Below are 13366 nucleotides of genomic sequence, written 5' to 3' on the forward strand. Positions count from 1 at the left end.
GAAACGCGCGGGCTTCACACTCCCAGAAGCACGTCGAACGGCGGCGCGCCCCGCCCCTTCACCGGCTTCGTCACGACATAGGTGAAGTAGCGCGCGAGCCCGATCCGCGCGTCGAGCATTTCGTCGATCAGCCGCTGATAGGCGTCGATATCCCGGGTCACGATCTGCATCAGGTAGTCGAAGCCGCCACCGAGCGCCCAGCAGGCGACGACCTCGTCATAGCGCCCGACCGCCGCCTCGAAGGCGCGGAAGCTCGCCGCGGTGTGGTCGGCCAGCTCGGCGGCGACGAAGACCGTGACGTGGGGGCCGAGCTTCTTCAGCGCGATCTCGGCCCGGTAGCCCTCGATCAGCCCGGCTTTTTCAAGCTTCTTCAGCCGGTCCCAGCAGGGCGTCGGCGACAGCCCGATCCGGTCGGCGAGGGCGGCCTTGGTGATCCGGCCCTCGGTCGAGAGGATGCGCAGGATCTCGATGTCGCGGTCGTCGAGCTTCATCCGATCACCGTCGGGCCCATTGGTGCAGTCGTCAGCAGTTCCGGCCCGTCCGGACCGAGGAGCGCAGTGTTCGAGACGAAGAAATTGCCGCGCCCGGTTTCGGTGAACCACGAGAGAAGGTGGAAGCTCATGCCTTCCCTGATCTCCAGATCGCTGTCGTGGCGCAGCCCCGTGACCTTGTTGCCGCCGGTCCAGGAGGGCGGGAAGCCGATTCCGACGAGATAGCCGCAATGGTGGCGGCGGTAGTGCGGCATCCCGGCGGCGTCCACGACCGCCTGCCAGTCGGCATAGACGTCGCGCGCGCGGCGTCCGGGGCGGAGGCCGTTGAACGCCGCATCGAAGGCGCGTTTCGCGATCTCGGCCATCTCCGCATCCTCGTCGCGGATGAACCCGAGATGGATGAGCCGCCCCATCGGCGCATGGTAGCGCGAGACGCAGCCGGCAAGTTCCAGCATCACCCGCTCACCGTTCCGGTAGTTGCCGTCGCCCCAGGTCGTGTGCTCCTCGGCGATGCGGTGGTCGGGGCGGAGGAAGGGGCCGAAACCGGGCGGGTTGGAGCCTGCGCGGATCATCGCGGCGGTGCATTCGGCGGCAACGTCGGCCTCGCGCGCGCCGTCATGGATGGCCGCTATGGCGGCGATGGTGCCGGCATCCGAGGCCTTGGCCGCGGCGCGCAGCAGCGCCTGTTCCTCGGGCGATTTCTCGAGACGGAGCGTGTCCGTGAGGTCGGTTATGTCGGCCCAACCGCCCGCGCCCGCCGCGATCTCCTGCCCCGCGGCGAAGGTAAGGCCCGAGGAGGAGGCCTCGAACCCGACCCGCTTGCCCGCGAGCGACCTCAGTTCGCGCGCCAGATGGCTCGCCGCCGTCACGCTGTCGCTGTGGCCCGAGAAGCGGGCATTGCGGACCTGGTTCTCGATCGTCACCCGCTCCATCTGGCGCGTCACCAGCACCGTCTCGCCCTCAGGGCGCACGATCAGGTGATGCGGCGCGAAGTAGCCCCAGTGGTCGAGGCCGGTCAGGTAGAAGACGCTTTCCGGCGCCGAAAAGACCGCGAGGTCGAGGCCGCGCGCGGCGATTTCGGCGCGGACGGCCTTGAGCCTGCGAGCGAGTTCCGCATCGGAGAAGGGGTTGCGGAACATCTCACGCCCGGATGATCGTGCCGGCTTTCGGGAACCGGGCGCGGACATGGGTGGCGATGGCGGTGTCCTGCACACCGGTCCCGGTGAGATCGGAGATGGTGATGGCATCCGGCGATCGGCGGCCCGGTTTCTGGCCCGTGATGACTTCGCCGAGCTCCGCCGGCGTGCCCCCGGTCCAGAGCCCTGTAGCCAGCGCGGTTCGAAGCTCGCCAAGGGACTCGCACTGGCTCACGCGGTCGCAGACGTAACTGTCGGCGCGCGACAGAGCTGCGGGGTCGATTTCGTTCTTGTAGTCGGCGTCCGACCCCATCGCGGTGACATGGAGGCCCGGATGCAGCCACTCGGCCTTCAGGACCGGTTCGCGCGCTGGCGTCGTGGTGATCACGAGTTGGCTTTCGGCAACGAGCGAAGCTGGATCATCGACCGCTTCCGCCCCGATTCCGAGCGATCGTGCCAGATCGGCGGCGCAGGCGCGCGCCTTCTCCATGTCGCGGCCGTGGACGAGGACGCGGGTGAAGGGCCGCACCAAATGCGCCGCCTCGGCCTGCAATCGCGCCTGAAGCCCGGTGCCGATCACGCCCGCCGTCTCGACCACCTCGGGCGCGAGGTGGCGTGCCGCGACCGCGCCCGCAGCGGCAGTCCTGACGTCGGTCAGGTATCCGTTGTCCAGAAGGACCGCCTCGACGCGGCCGGTCTTCGCGGAAAACAGGACCATCAGGCCGTTGAGGCTGGGCAGGCCCAGCTTCGCGTTGCCGTAAAACCCCGTGCTGACCTTCAGCGCGAAACTGTCGAAGCCGGGGATGAAGGCGGTCTTGGCGTCGACCTCGCCATGCATCGCCTCGAGTTCCATCGACATGATCGGCGGCATCACCACGCCGCCCCGGGCCAGCGCGGCGAAGGCGGCCTCGATCACGTCGACCGTGGTCAGGTCGAGTTTCACGATCCCGCGCAGTTCCGCCTCGGTAATGATCTGGATGTCATGCGCCATAGCGTCTGCCTTTCACTTCAAGATCGCCGATCCGCACGTCCTCGCCGGCCATGATCCGGTTGAAGACCTGCATGTCGAGATTGCGGCCCGTGACGATGGTGCCGACGGGGCCGTCCACCGCGACGTTGCCCGACAGCACCGCCGCGAGGCCGACGACCGAGCCGCCTTCGGCGACGATCCGGTCCTCGTAATAGAGCACCTGCATCGCGTGGCGGATTTCCTCCTCGGTCACGAGCACCACCTCGTCGAGATAGTCGCGGCAGAGCGGGAACGAAAGCCGGTTCTGAAGCCCGATCCCGCCGCCGAGGCTGTCTGCGAGCGAGGCATATTCCGGCACCTCGACCGGGTGCCCGGCGCGGATAGACTCGTACATCGCGGCGCCGCGCTCCATCGTGATGCCGATGACCCTGATCTTCGGGTTGATCGCCTTCGCCGCGACCGCGACACCGGCCGCGAGCCCGCCGCCGGAGAGCGGCACGAGCAGCGTCGCGAGATCGGGCCGCGCCTCCAGCATCTCAAGGCCGATGGTGCCCTGCCCGGCGATCACCTTCGCATCGTCGAAGGGCGAGATTTCCACCAGCCCCTCGGCCTCGCAGAGTCGCTGGCTTTCATGCATCGCCTCGTCCTGCGTCGTGCCGATAATGCGGACATCGGCACCGAGCGCGCGGATGCCGTTCACCTTGGCCTCCGGCACGAGCTTCGACATGCAGATCACCGCCTTCATGCCGCGCCTCGCCGCCGCGTAAGCGACGCCCCGGCCATGATTGCCGGTGGAGCAACAGGTGACGCCGCCAACCGTATCGGGCAGCGTCATCACCGCGTTGACCGCGCCGCGCAGCTTGAAGGCGCCGATTGGCTGCATGTTCTCGAGCTTCAGAAGGAAATCGTGGCCGGCGGCCTTCGTCATGAAGGGCGAGGGCACGAAGGGCGTCGCATCCGCCACGCCGCGGATGACCCGCCGCGCGGCGAGGATATCGGAAAGCGCGAAATCCATGTCAGTCGGCTTCCTTGACGGCGGACAGGAACTGCTTTGTCCGGTCGCGCTGCGGACTGCCGAACAGCGCGTCGGGCGGCCCCTGCTCTTCAATCTTTCCGGCGAAGAAGAAGCAGATCCGGTCCGAGATGTCGCGGGCGAAGCCCATCTGGTGGGTGACCATCAGCATCGTCAGGTTGTGCTCGCTGACGAGCTTGCGGATCACGTTCGTCACCTCGCCGATCACCTCGGGATCGAGGGCCGAGGTCACCTCGTCGAAGAGCATGACCTTCGGTCGCATGGCGAGCGCGCGGGCGATCGCCACCCGCTGCTGCTGGCCGCCCGAGAGCCGCGAGGGGTGCTGGTCCTTCTTGTCGATCATGCCGACCATTTCCAGCAATTCCTCGGATCGCGCGCGCGCCTCCTTCTTCGAAAGGCCGAGCACCTGCACCGGGCCTTCCATGCAGTTCTGCAGCGCGGTCATGTGGGGAAAGAGGTTGAAATGCTGGAAGCACATGCCGATCGAGGACCGCGCGCGGCGCAGGTACTTCGCATCCGCCGGCACCAGCACGCCGTTCTTCGCCATATGCGTGAGCGGCTTGCCGTCGACGTAGATGACGCCGCCGTTGATCGTCTCCAGCGTCATCAGCATCCGCAGAACAGTGGTCTTGCCGGAGCCGGACGGCCCGATGATCGTCACCATCTCACCCTCGGTCACGTCGAGGTCGAGGCTGTCGAGCACGGTGAGCGACCCGTACCGCTTGGTGACGTTCATGAAGCGCACCATGGGCACGTCCGCCCCGGTCAGCTCCAGCGGATAGCGCGACATGTCTTCCATCAGCTCATTCCCAGTTTGCGGCGGACCCAGGCTTCGAAGGCGCGGATCAAACCGGCCGAGGGCAGCGAGATCAGCAGGAAGACCACGCCGACGATCGTGTAGGGTTCCAGGTAGCGGTAGTGCTGGCCGCCGATCGCATTGGCGGCATGCATGAGTTCGGCGACCCCGATCACCGAGAGCATCGGCGTGTCCTTGAAGATGCCGACGAGGTAATTGCCCATACCCGCGACCGACAGCGGCAGTGCCTGCGGGATGATGATGCGGAAATAGGTCTGGGCGGTCGACATGTTGAGCGCGGTGCAGGCCTCCCACTGGCCCTTCGGAACGCTTTCGATGCCGCCGCGATAGACCTCGGAGAGATAGGCCGCGTAGTGAAGGCCGATGGCGATCATGCCGGCGACCCAGGGGCTGAGCGTCACGCCGTATTGCGGGCCGACATAGAAGACGAAGAATATCTGCAGGACGAGCGGCGTCGAGCGGATGAACTCGACCGCCTCGCGCACGACGAGCGTCAGCGGCCGGTACGGGGTCCGCTGCGCCAGCGCGAGGACGAGGCCGAGGACGATGGCGATCGCGTAGCCGATGCCCGCCGCCATCAGCGTATTGAGCGTGGCCCAGAGCATCCGGGGCATGATCTCGAAGGTGAAGTCCCAGCGCCAGTCGAGCATCTCAGGCCCTCCCCATCCGGCGCCGCATCGTGCGTTCGAGCCAGCGCATGAACGGCGTCACCAGAAGCCGCGCGAAGACGTAGTAGATCACCAGCGCGGTGCCGAAGGCCTGCGCCGAGAGATAGGTGGAGCCGTTGATCTGGCGTGCCTCGAACATGAGGTCCGAGACCGCGATCAGCGAGACGAGCGCGGTGCCCTTCAGAAGCTCGATGATGAGATTGCCCCAGGGCGGCAGCATCGCGACGAAGGCCTGCGGCAGGATGATCCGCCGCATCTGGGTCGCGGGCGACATCGAGAGCGCATAGGACGCCTCCCACTGGCCCTTCGGCACCGACTGGATCGCGCCGCGCACCAGTTCGGCCCCGTAGGCGCCGAGATTGAGGCCGACGGCGATGAAACCGGTTGTGAACTTGTCGAAGGTGATCCCGAACAAGGGCAGCACGAAGAATAGCCAGAAGAGCTGCACGAGCAGCGAGGTGCCGCGGAAGAACTCGATATAGGTGACGGCCACGCCCTTCGCGATCGGGTTTGCCGAAAGCTTCATGAGCCCGGCGATAAGTGCGAGCAGGATCGCCAGCACCGCGGCGAGCAGGAACTGGGCGGCCGTGATCAGCGTCCCGTCGATGTAGCGGCCGCCATGTTCGGCCAGGAAATCCAGGTAAGACATGCGCGCTCCGCTCTCTGGCGACGGTCGGACGGGCCCGGCCTGCGGACCCGTCCGTTCAGGCGGTCAGCCGTCCTCAGCGGTTGGCGCAGACCCATTCGGTGGTTTCGTCACCGGGCAGGACCTTGGCGTCGTAGCCGTATTCGGCAACCGAGGCGAGCATCGCGTCGGAGCCGAGATACTTCGCCTGCGCCTCGTTGAACGCTGCGACGAAATCGGTGTCGTCATGACGGAAGCCGATGCCGACCCAGTTCTGGGTCCATTCGGGCAGCGCGCCGGGATCGGTCACCTCGATCTCGCCGCCGGAGTTCCTGGCAAGTTCCTGCGCGGTGAAGAAGGTCACGGCGCCGGCGGCGGCACGGCCGGCCTTCACGGCGGCGAGGATCTCGGTCGGCCCCGGAACCTGCATGATCTGCGCCTCCGGCACACCTTCCTTCATCGCCGCCTCGATCGTGTTGAAGCCGGCGCCGGTCACCATCGTCGCGTTCTTGGCGACGAAGTCGGTATAGGTCGAGATGCCCTCGGGGTTGCCGGTCTGGACGATGAAGGCGTCGGACACCTTCGCCATCGGCTCCGAGAAGGTCACGTTCTCGCAGCGGGAATTGAGGATGTACATGCCGCCGGTGATCATGTCGAAGCGGTTGGCCTGGAGGCCGGGGATGAGCCCGCCCCAGTCGGTCACCACCGGCTCGATATTGTCGTAGCCCATCTCGCCGAGGACGCCGAGCACATAGGCGTTGACGAAACCGAGCGGCGCGTTGCCCTCGCCCGGATAGGCCCAGGGCACCTCGTTGGCAAAGCCGATGCGGATCGATTCGCCGGCGTTGATCCGGTCCATCAGCGCGCCCGCCATCGCCGCGACAGTCGACGCGCCGAGCGCGATTCCGGCCAGAACCGTGGTCATCATCAGTGATTTCTTCATGCCGCCCTCCCTGGCAGTTTTCCGAGCTTTCGAGTCGAAATCCCGAATGTTGTGCACATCATCGGTCGCAAAGCTCTTATGTCAAGGAATAATCGGACAATTCATTCCCTATTGACGCAATCATCTTGCCAACATCGACGTTTCGAACTAGCGTTGTGCACAATTGAGCATCCACATCACCCACGAGGACCACATGGGACTGCCAAACGCTCCCTTCGGCGCGGCCGAATACGCGCGCCGCATCGCCAAGACCCGCGCCGCAATGGAGAAGGTCGGGATCGACGCGATCTTCGTTACCGACCCGTCGAACCAGGCCTGGCTCACCGGCTATGACGGCTGGTCGTTCTACGTCCACCAGGGCGTGATCCTGACGAAGGAGGGCGATCCCCACTGGTGGGGCCGCTACATGGACAGCCTCGGCGCGCTCCGGACCTGCTGGATGGAGGCAGGCACGATCCACGGCTATGCCGACAAATACGTCCAGTCGACGGTGCATCACCCGATGCAGGACCTCGCGGGCCATCTCCGGGCACTCGGCCTCGAAGGCGCGCGGATCGGCGTGGAGATGGAGAACTACTACTACTCTGCGAAGGCCCATGCCGTCCTGCAGGCCGAACTGCCGAACGCCACATTCGTCGACGCCACCGCGCTTGTGAACTGGCAGCGGCTGGTGAAGTCGGGCGAGGAGGTGGCCTTCATCCGCAACGCCGCGAAGATCTCCGAAAAGGTCATCCGCACCGCGATCGAGAAGGCCGAGCCGGGCCTGCGCAAGAACGAGCTCGTGGCCGAGATCTTTCATGCCGGGATCACCGGCGTCGGCGACATCTGGGGCGACTATCCCGCCATCGTGCCGCTGACGCCCTCGGGGCTCGACGCGACCGCCGCGCACCTGACCTGGAACGGTGCGCCGATGCGCTCGGGCGAGGCGACCTTCTTCGAGCTTTCGGGCTGCTACCGCCGCTATCACGCACCCTTGTGCCGCACGGTCTATCTCGGCACGCCGCCGGCCGAGATGCTGGAGGCCGAGAAGGCCCAGATCGAGGGGATCGCGGCCGGGCTCGACGCCGCGCGGGCCGGCAACCGGACCTGCGACATCGCCAATGCCTTCCTCGGGGTCCTGAAGAAATACGGCATCAAGCGCGAGGGGCGCATGGGCTATCCGATCGGCCTCAGCTACCCGCCCGACTGGGGCGAGCGCACCGCCTCGATCCGCACCGAGGACGAGACCGTGCTCGAACCCGGCATGGTCTTCCACTTCATGCCGGCGCTCTGGATGGAAAGCTGGGGGCTCGAGACCACCGAGACCATCCTGATTACGGAAAGCGGCCCGGCCGAGCCCTTCTGCAACGTCGAGCGCAAGCTCTTCATCAAGGACTGAGACGGTGCATTACCTCGACGACACCAAGGCACTCCTGCGCCAGCTCATCGCCTATCCGACGGTTTCGCCGGACAGCAATCTGGAGCTGATCGAGTTCCTCGCCGGGCGGCTGGAGGCGGTCGGCGCGCGGGTCGACATCCACCGCGACGCGACCGGGGCGAAGGCCAATCTCTTCGCGACGCTCGGGCCGGACGTGGACGGCGGCATCCTTTTGTCGGGCCATTCCGACGTGGTGCCGGTGACCGACCAGAACTGGTCGACCGACCCGTTCGAGATGGTCGAGCGCGACGGCAAGCTCTACGGCCGCGGCACCTGCGACATGAAGGGCTTCATCGCCGCCGCGGTGGCGATGGCGCCGTTCTATGCCGAGAGGGTCAAGGACCGACCGGTCCATTTCGCCTTCACCCATGACGAGGAGACCGGCTGCCTCGGCGCGCAGGCGCTGGCGCAGATCCTTCGCGCGCAGGGCACCCGCCCCGGCGTCGCGATCATCGGCGAGCCGACCTCGATGCGGATCATCGAGGGCCACAAGGGCTGTTATGAATACTCGACCCATTTCACCGGGCTCGAAGGCCACGGCTCCGGCCCGGACCGCGGCGTCAACGCGGTCGAATACGCGGTGCGCTACGTCGCGCGGCTTCTGGAGCTGAAGGACCAGCTCAAGGCCCGCGCGCCGAAGGACAGCCGGTTCGAACCGCCCTGGACCACGATCAACACCGGCGCGCTCGTGGGCGGGGTCGCCCACAACGTCATCCCCGGCAAGGCGCGGATCGACTGGGAAATGCGCCCGGTCCAGAGCGGCGACGCCGATTTCGTGAAGGCTGACCTCCACGCCTTCTGCACCCACACGCTCCTGCCGGCGATGCGCGCGGTCTCGCCCGACGCCGACATCGTGACCGAGGTGATGGGCGAGGTCGACGGGCTGATCCCGGCAGACGAGAACGAGACCAAGGACATCCTGATGGAGCTCACCGGCGCCAACGGCGCCGACACCGTGCCCTTCGGGACCGAGGCCGGGATCTTCCAGAGCCTCGGCATGTCGGCCGTCGTCTGCGGGCCGGGCTCGATCGAGCAGGCGCACAAGCCCGACGAATACCTGGCCCTTGACCAGTTGACCGAATGTCTGGTGATGCTGGAGCGGCTGGGCGGCAAGCTCGCCGCGTAAGGGGGAGCGATGCAGACCACGACGGCAACGGACGGGTCGGGCAACGCGGCCTTCTGGCGCGCCGCGCCCTTCGTTTTCCTGCTGTTCTGGTCGGGAGGCTACAGCTTCGCCAAGCTCGGACTTGCGCATATCGAGCCCCTGACCATGCTGACGGTCCGCTACGGCCTGGCGGCGCTGGCGCTCCTGCCGTTCCTGCTGCGCCCGCGCCTGCGCTGGCCCGCGACGGCGCGGCACTGGGGGGCGCTGGCGCTCACCGGATTCCTCATACAGTGCGTCTATTTCGGCCTCGCCTACCTCGCGATGAAGCGCGGCATGAATGCCGGAACGACGGCGATCATCATGGCGCTGCAGCCGATCCTCGTCGCGGCGCTCGCGCCCCTCGTCACCGGCAAGCGCGGCGGGCGCTACCTCTGGGCCGGGCTGGCGCTCGGCTTCCTCGGTGTCCTCCTCGTCATCGTCTCGGGCGGGACGCTCGGCCCGAGCCCCTGGATCGCCGTCGCGCTGGCCTTCGCGGCGCTGCTCGGCATCACGCTCGCCACGCTTTTCGAGAAGTGGCACGGACTCCGGACCGATCCGGCGGTGGGCGGCGCCGTTCAATACGCAGTCGGCTTCGCGGTGCTCCTACCCGCCGCCTGGGCGACCGAGTCCATGGTCATCGACTGGCACCCGGAACTGGTGATCGCGCTCGCCTACCTCGTCATCGCCAATTCGATCATTTCGATCGGTCTCTACATCGCGCTGCTCCAGCGCGGCGACGCGACGCGGATCTCGGCACTCCTTTACCTCGTGCCGCCGCTCGCCATGCTCCTCGCCTGGGCGATCCTCGGAGAGGCGGTCACCCGACTCGCACTCGTAGGCTTTGCGCTCGCCGCCGCCGGAGTTTACATCGTCAACCGCCAGACAACGGGAGGATGAGCACCCCTTGAACGCCCAGACCGACGACATAACGCCCGGCGCCCGTGGCCGGTTCGAGCGCATGCACGCCGAGCTGCGCAACCGCATCTGCCTTCTCGATTACGCGCCCGGGACCCGGCTCTCGGAAGAGGCGCTCGCCGCCGAGTTCGGCGTCAGCAGGACACCGCTCCGCCGCGTGCTGGCAAGGCTCGAGGGCGAGGGGCTGGTGCAGTCGGTCCACGGCGTCGGCACCTTCGTGACAGATGTCGAGATCGACGAGCTGGGGCAAACCTACCGGCTCCGGCTCGAGCTCGCAGAGCTTACCGGCAAGCTCGACCCCGTGCCGCCCGGCCCCGAACTGATGACCGAGTTCGAAAAACTCCTCGTCCGGGCTCGGAAACTGAGCCGAGAGGCGGATCCGAAACCCTATGCCCAGCTCATCATGGACTTCTTCCTCGCGGCGCAGAGGCTGACCGCGAACGAGCCGCTGCGCGAGATCAACGAGCGGCTCTATGTGCGGACGACGCGGATCTGGCTGAAGTCGATCTTTGCCGCGCGGATCGACCTCGCCGAGGAGATGGCGGTCTTTACCCGCGAGGTCGAGGACGTCCTCGCCGCACTGAGGATCGGCGACCTGCATGCGGCGTCGCTGATCCAGCGCGCGCATATCTCGATGAGCTTCGAACGGATGCGGCGCGGGACCGCCGGCTGACCCCGGCAGCCGTCAGGCGCCCGCGAACCGGCCGAGCGCGCTCCGGAACGCCGCCGGGTCGACATTGCCGCCCGAGGCGACGACGATCACCGCCTCCCCCTCCACCGTGTCCGGCCGGAACAGCGCGACGGCGAGCGCGACCGCGCCTCCCGGCTCAAGCACGATGTGCAGCCGGCTGAAGGCCGCGACCATCGCCGCCAGCGCCTCCTCGTCGCTGACCGAAAGACCAGGCCCGGCAAGCCGGGCGAGAATCGGGAAGGTGAGCTGGCCCGGCGCGGGCGTCAGGATCGCGTCGCAGATCGAGCCCGAGCCGCGCTCGTTGCGCAGGATCTCCCCCGCCTCCAGCGAGCGTTTCACGTCGTCGAAGCCCTCCGGCTCCACGGTCCGCACCCTGAGGCCCGGTGCCTTCGCCTGAAGCGCCAGCGCGATCCCCGACGACAACCCGCCGCCGCCGCAGGGCACCAGAACGTCGGCCGCGCCGATCCCGGCTTCGGCCGCCTGCTCTGCGATCTCGAGCCCGGTCGTGCCCTGCCCGGCGATCACAAGCGGCTCGTCGAAGGGCTTGATCAGCGTCAGGCCGCGCGCCTCGGCGAGCGCCGCGCCAATCGCGTCGCGGTCACCGGTGGCGCGGTCGTAAAGCACGACCTCGGCGCCGAGGGCGCGGGTGTTGTCGATCTTCACCCGCGGCGCGTCCGCCGGCATCAGGATCACGCATGGGGCGCCGTGACGGCGCGCGGCGAGCGCCACGCCCTGCGCATGGTTGCCCGAGGAAAAGGCGATCACACCCTGCGTCCGCTCGTCGAGCGGCAGCGCCGAGACCGCCGACCAGCCGCCCCGGAACTTGAACGAGCCGGTCTGCTGCAGGCATTCCGCCTTGACGAAGACCCGCCGCCCGGCGACCTCGTCGAGAAACGGCGAACTGAGCAGCGGCGTCCGCACCGCCTCGCCCGCGAGCCGACCTGCGGCGGCCTCGATCATTTCGATGTTCATGCGGTCTTCTCCAGCCAGTGGCGGATCGCCGTGAGCGCCGCGGGTTCGTCGAGGAAGGGGACGTGGCCACGGTCCGGGACATCGGCGAAAACCATGTCGGGACGTCGGCGGCGCATTTCGGCCGTGGTCCCGCTCGAGAGGAGGTCCGAGTTCGCGCCCCGGATCAGCGCCAGCGGCAGGCCCGCCAGGGTGTCGAACAGCGGCCAGAGATCGGCGGGCGGCGCGTCGAAGGCGGCGAGGAAGCTTGTCCTCAGCTCGGGATCGTAGCGGATGTGAAGCCCCTCGGGCACCTCGGCATAGAGCCGTTCGGCGAAGGCGCGCCAGCGCGTCGCCGGAACGTCCACGAACTCCGGCATGTTGCGCGGCATCCGGGCGACGAGTTCGTCCATCGTCTTCGCGGCCGGGTGGCGGCCGACGTAGTCCTTGATCTTGTCGAGCCCGCTTCGCTCGATCGCCGGCCCGATGTCGACAAGGCAGAGACCGCGGAGCCGGTCGCGCGCCGTGGCCCCGAGCACCATGCCAATGAGCCCGCCGCGCGATGTGCCGATGAGCGCCACGCGGTCGAGCCCGAGATGGTCGAGCAGTTCGAGCGCATCCTTCGCCTCGCGCTCGACCGTATAGGTCGCGGCCCCGGTCCATTCCGACCCGCCCCGGCCGCGATAGTCGGCACGGATCAGCCGCACGTCGGGAAGGTGCGGCGCGAGGAAGTCGAAATCGGTCGAGGACCGCGTGAGCCCGGCGAGACAGAGGACCGGCAGGCCCCCGCCCTCGTCGCGATAGGAAAGCCGGGCGCCGTCGGAGGCGGTGAAATGCTGGAGGGTCATGCTGTGGCGAGATCCGGAATCTGGCTGAGGTCGGTGAGGATGTGATGCGGGCGTCCGGGCAGCCGGTCCACCGGCGCACCGGCCCGGTTGACCCAGGCGGTGCGGAAGCCGAAGGCCGCCGCCGCCGCCACGTCCCAGCCGTTCGAGGAGGCGAAGAGCACCTCGTCCGGGCGGCAGGCGAACCGCTCGGTCACCATCCGGTAGACCCGCGGATCGGGCTTGAAGACGCCGACGCTCTCGACCGAGAGCGTGTCGTCGAGAAACTCTCCGACACCCGCCGAGCGCACCGCGGCGGCGAGCATCTCGGGCGAGCCGTTCGAGAGGATCGCGGCGCCCTGCCCGGCCTGTTTCAGCCGGGCGAGCATCGCCGGCACCTCGGGGTAGGCGGCAAGCTCCCAGTAGAGCGCCAGAAGCCGTTCGCGCAGATCCGGATCGTCGAGACCGGCCGCCTCCAGCGCCCAGTCGAGACCGTCTTGCGTCACCGTCCAGAAATCGGTGTGCCGCCCCATCACCGCGCGGAGCCAGGTGTATTCGAGCTGCTTGCGCCGCCAGTCCTCGGCGAGCCTGGGCCAGAGCCCGGCCAGCGCCTCGCGCCCTGGCTCGGACGCGGCGACGCGGGCCGCGGCGCTCACGTCGAAGAGCGTGCCATAGGCGTCGAAGATGCAGACGGAGATTGTCATGGCCCTTCCTTTCACACGTCAGACTGGCGCGCGATGCGGC

General features: G+C 67.7%; 15 protein-coding genes. 4 read left to right on the forward strand and 11 right to left on the reverse strand.

Annotated features, from left to right (window positions below):
* Positions 1-14: 14 nt before the first annotated feature.
* The 8 genes from OEZ60_RS12730 to OEZ60_RS12765 form a co-directional block, all read right to left on the reverse strand.
* Complete coding sequence (locus OEZ60_RS12730; protein ID WP_263336735.1) at positions 15-491, reverse strand: Lrp/AsnC family transcriptional regulator; 477 nt, start codon at positions 489-491, stop codon at positions 15-17.
* Positions 488-1630, reverse strand: coding sequence for a M24 family metallopeptidase (locus tag OEZ60_RS12735; RefSeq protein WP_263336737.1), 1143 nt, complete (start codon positions 1628-1630; stop codon positions 488-490). The genes OEZ60_RS12730 and OEZ60_RS12735 overlap by 4 nt, the downstream gene beginning before the upstream one ends.
* Before the next feature lies 1 nt (position 1631).
* Positions 1632-2618 carry a cyclodeaminase gene (locus tag OEZ60_RS12740; RefSeq protein ID WP_263336739.1) on the reverse strand — a complete coding sequence of 329 codons (987 nt, stop codon included), beginning with the start codon at positions 2616-2618 and terminating at the stop codon, positions 1632-1634.
* Complete coding sequence (eutB, locus tag OEZ60_RS12745) at positions 2608-3612, reverse strand: hydroxyectoine utilization dehydratase EutB (protein ID WP_263336742.1); 1005 nt, start codon at positions 3610-3612, stop codon at positions 2608-2610. Before eutB ends, OEZ60_RS12740 begins: the two co-directional genes overlap by 11 nt.
* A 1-nt stretch (position 3613) precedes the next feature.
* The gene (gene ehuA, locus OEZ60_RS12750) at positions 3614-4429 is read right to left on the reverse strand and encodes an ectoine/hydroxyectoine ABC transporter ATP-binding protein EhuA (protein WP_290428718.1); all 816 of its coding nucleotides are present in this window, start codon (positions 4427-4429) and stop codon (positions 3614-3616) included.
* Positions 4429-5097 (reverse strand): ectoine/hydroxyectoine ABC transporter permease subunit EhuD, encoded by a 669-nt coding sequence (ehuD, locus tag OEZ60_RS12755; RefSeq protein WP_263336744.1) that lies wholly within the window; start codon positions 5095-5097, stop codon positions 4429-4431. Before ehuD ends, ehuA begins: the two co-directional genes overlap by 1 nt.
* A 1-nt stretch (position 5098) precedes the next feature.
* Positions 5099-5764 (reverse strand): ectoine/hydroxyectoine ABC transporter permease subunit EhuC, encoded by a 666-nt coding sequence (gene ehuC / locus OEZ60_RS12760; protein ID WP_263336746.1) that lies wholly within the window; start codon positions 5762-5764, stop codon positions 5099-5101.
* A gap of 73 nt (positions 5765-5837) precedes the next feature.
* Positions 5838-6683 carry a transporter substrate-binding domain-containing protein gene (locus OEZ60_RS12765; RefSeq protein ID WP_263336749.1) on the reverse strand — a complete coding sequence of 282 codons (846 nt, stop codon included), beginning with the start codon at positions 6681-6683 and terminating at the stop codon, positions 5838-5840.
* A 193-nt stretch (positions 6684-6876) separates the two neighbouring features.
* Here OEZ60_RS12765 and OEZ60_RS12770 point away from each other — a divergent pair, with 193 nt between their 5' ends.
* From OEZ60_RS12770 to OEZ60_RS12785, 4 genes are read left to right on the forward strand one after another with little or no spacing between them, the layout of a single operon-like run.
* Positions 6877-8061, forward strand: coding sequence for a M24 family metallopeptidase (locus OEZ60_RS12770; RefSeq protein ID WP_263336751.1), 1185 nt, complete (start codon positions 6877-6879; stop codon positions 8059-8061).
* Between the two features lie 4 nt (positions 8062-8065).
* A complete protein-coding gene (gene argE, locus OEZ60_RS12775) occupies positions 8066-9226 on the forward strand; it encodes an acetylornithine deacetylase (RefSeq protein ID WP_263336754.1) in 1161 nt (386 codons plus the stop codon).
* Between the two features lie 9 nt (positions 9227-9235).
* Positions 9236-10141 (forward strand): DMT family transporter, encoded by a 906-nt coding sequence (locus OEZ60_RS12780; RefSeq protein WP_263336756.1) that lies wholly within the window; start codon positions 9236-9238, stop codon positions 10139-10141.
* 7 nt (positions 10142-10148) lie between these two features.
* On the forward strand, positions 10149-10832 hold the full coding sequence (locus OEZ60_RS12785; protein ID WP_263336757.1) for a GntR family transcriptional regulator: 684 nt from the start codon (positions 10149-10151) through the stop codon (positions 10830-10832).
* Between the two features lie 12 nt (positions 10833-10844).
* Here the strand turns inward: OEZ60_RS12785 and OEZ60_RS12790 are convergent, their stop codons facing one another.
* Genes OEZ60_RS12790 through OEZ60_RS12800 form a run of 3 tightly spaced genes read right to left on the reverse strand, consistent with a single transcriptional unit; the run spans position 10845 to position 13326 of the window.
* Entirely contained in the window at positions 10845-11822 is a 978-nt protein-coding gene (locus tag OEZ60_RS12790; RefSeq protein WP_263336759.1) for a threonine ammonia-lyase, read from the reverse strand.
* Positions 11819-12646, reverse strand: a complete 828-nt coding sequence (locus OEZ60_RS12795) for an alpha/beta fold hydrolase (RefSeq protein WP_263336762.1) — start codon at positions 12644-12646, stop codon at positions 11819-11821. The genes OEZ60_RS12790 and OEZ60_RS12795 overlap by 4 nt, the downstream gene beginning before the upstream one ends.
* Positions 12643-13326 (reverse strand): haloacid dehalogenase type II, encoded by a 684-nt coding sequence (locus OEZ60_RS12800; RefSeq protein ID WP_263336765.1) that lies wholly within the window; start codon positions 13324-13326, stop codon positions 12643-12645. Before OEZ60_RS12800 ends, OEZ60_RS12795 begins: the two co-directional genes overlap by 4 nt.
* Positions 13327-13366: the final 40 nt, after the last annotated feature.

This window comes from Albidovulum salinarum, assembly GCF_025673475.1.
Lineage (GTDB): Bacteria > Pseudomonadota > Alphaproteobacteria > Rhodobacterales > Rhodobacteraceae > Albidovulum > Albidovulum salinarum.

Excerpts from the sequence above, each read along its gene's own strand:
- OEZ60_RS12795 (WP_263336762.1), bottom strand. The coding sequence starts at position 12,646 with ATGACCCTCCAGCATTTCACCGCCTCCGACGGCGCCCGGCTTTCCTAT.
- OEZ60_RS12780 (WP_263336756.1), top strand. The coding sequence starts at position 9,236 with ATGCAGACCACGACGGCAACGGACGGGTCGGGCAACGCGGCCTTCTGG.
- OEZ60_RS12740 (WP_263336739.1), bottom strand. The coding sequence starts at position 2,618 with ATGGCGCATGACATCCAGATCATTACCGAGGCGGAACTGCGCGGGATC.
- ehuC (WP_263336746.1), bottom strand. The coding sequence starts at position 5,764 with ATGTCTTACCTGGATTTCCTGGCCGAACATGGCGGCCGCTACATCGAC.
- ehuA (WP_290428718.1), bottom strand. The coding sequence starts at position 4,429 with ATGGAAGACATGTCGCGCTATCCGCTGGAGCTGACCGGGGCGGACGTG.
- OEZ60_RS12800 (WP_263336765.1), bottom strand. The coding sequence starts at position 13,326 with ATGACAATCTCCGTCTGCATCTTCGACGCCTATGGCACGCTCTTCGAC.
- OEZ60_RS12765 (WP_263336749.1), bottom strand. The coding sequence starts at position 6,683 with ATGAAGAAATCACTGATGATGACCACGGTTCTGGCCGGAATCGCGCTC.
- OEZ60_RS12770 (WP_263336751.1), top strand. The coding sequence starts at position 6,877 with ATGGGACTGCCAAACGCTCCCTTCGGCGCGGCCGAATACGCGCGCCGC.
- OEZ60_RS12790 (WP_263336759.1), bottom strand. The coding sequence starts at position 11,822 with ATGAACATCGAAATGATCGAGGCCGCCGCAGGTCGGCTCGCGGGCGAG.
- OEZ60_RS12730 (WP_263336735.1), bottom strand. The coding sequence starts at position 491 with ATGAAGCTCGACGACCGCGACATCGAGATCCTGCGCATCCTCTCGACC.
- eutB (WP_263336742.1), bottom strand. The coding sequence starts at position 3,612 with ATGGATTTCGCGCTTTCCGATATCCTCGCCGCGCGGCGGGTCATCCGC.
- OEZ60_RS12735 (WP_263336737.1), bottom strand. The coding sequence starts at position 1,630 with ATGTTCCGCAACCCCTTCTCCGATGCGGAACTCGCTCGCAGGCTCAAG.
- ehuD (WP_263336744.1), bottom strand. The coding sequence starts at position 5,097 with ATGCTCGACTGGCGCTGGGACTTCACCTTCGAGATCATGCCCCGGATG.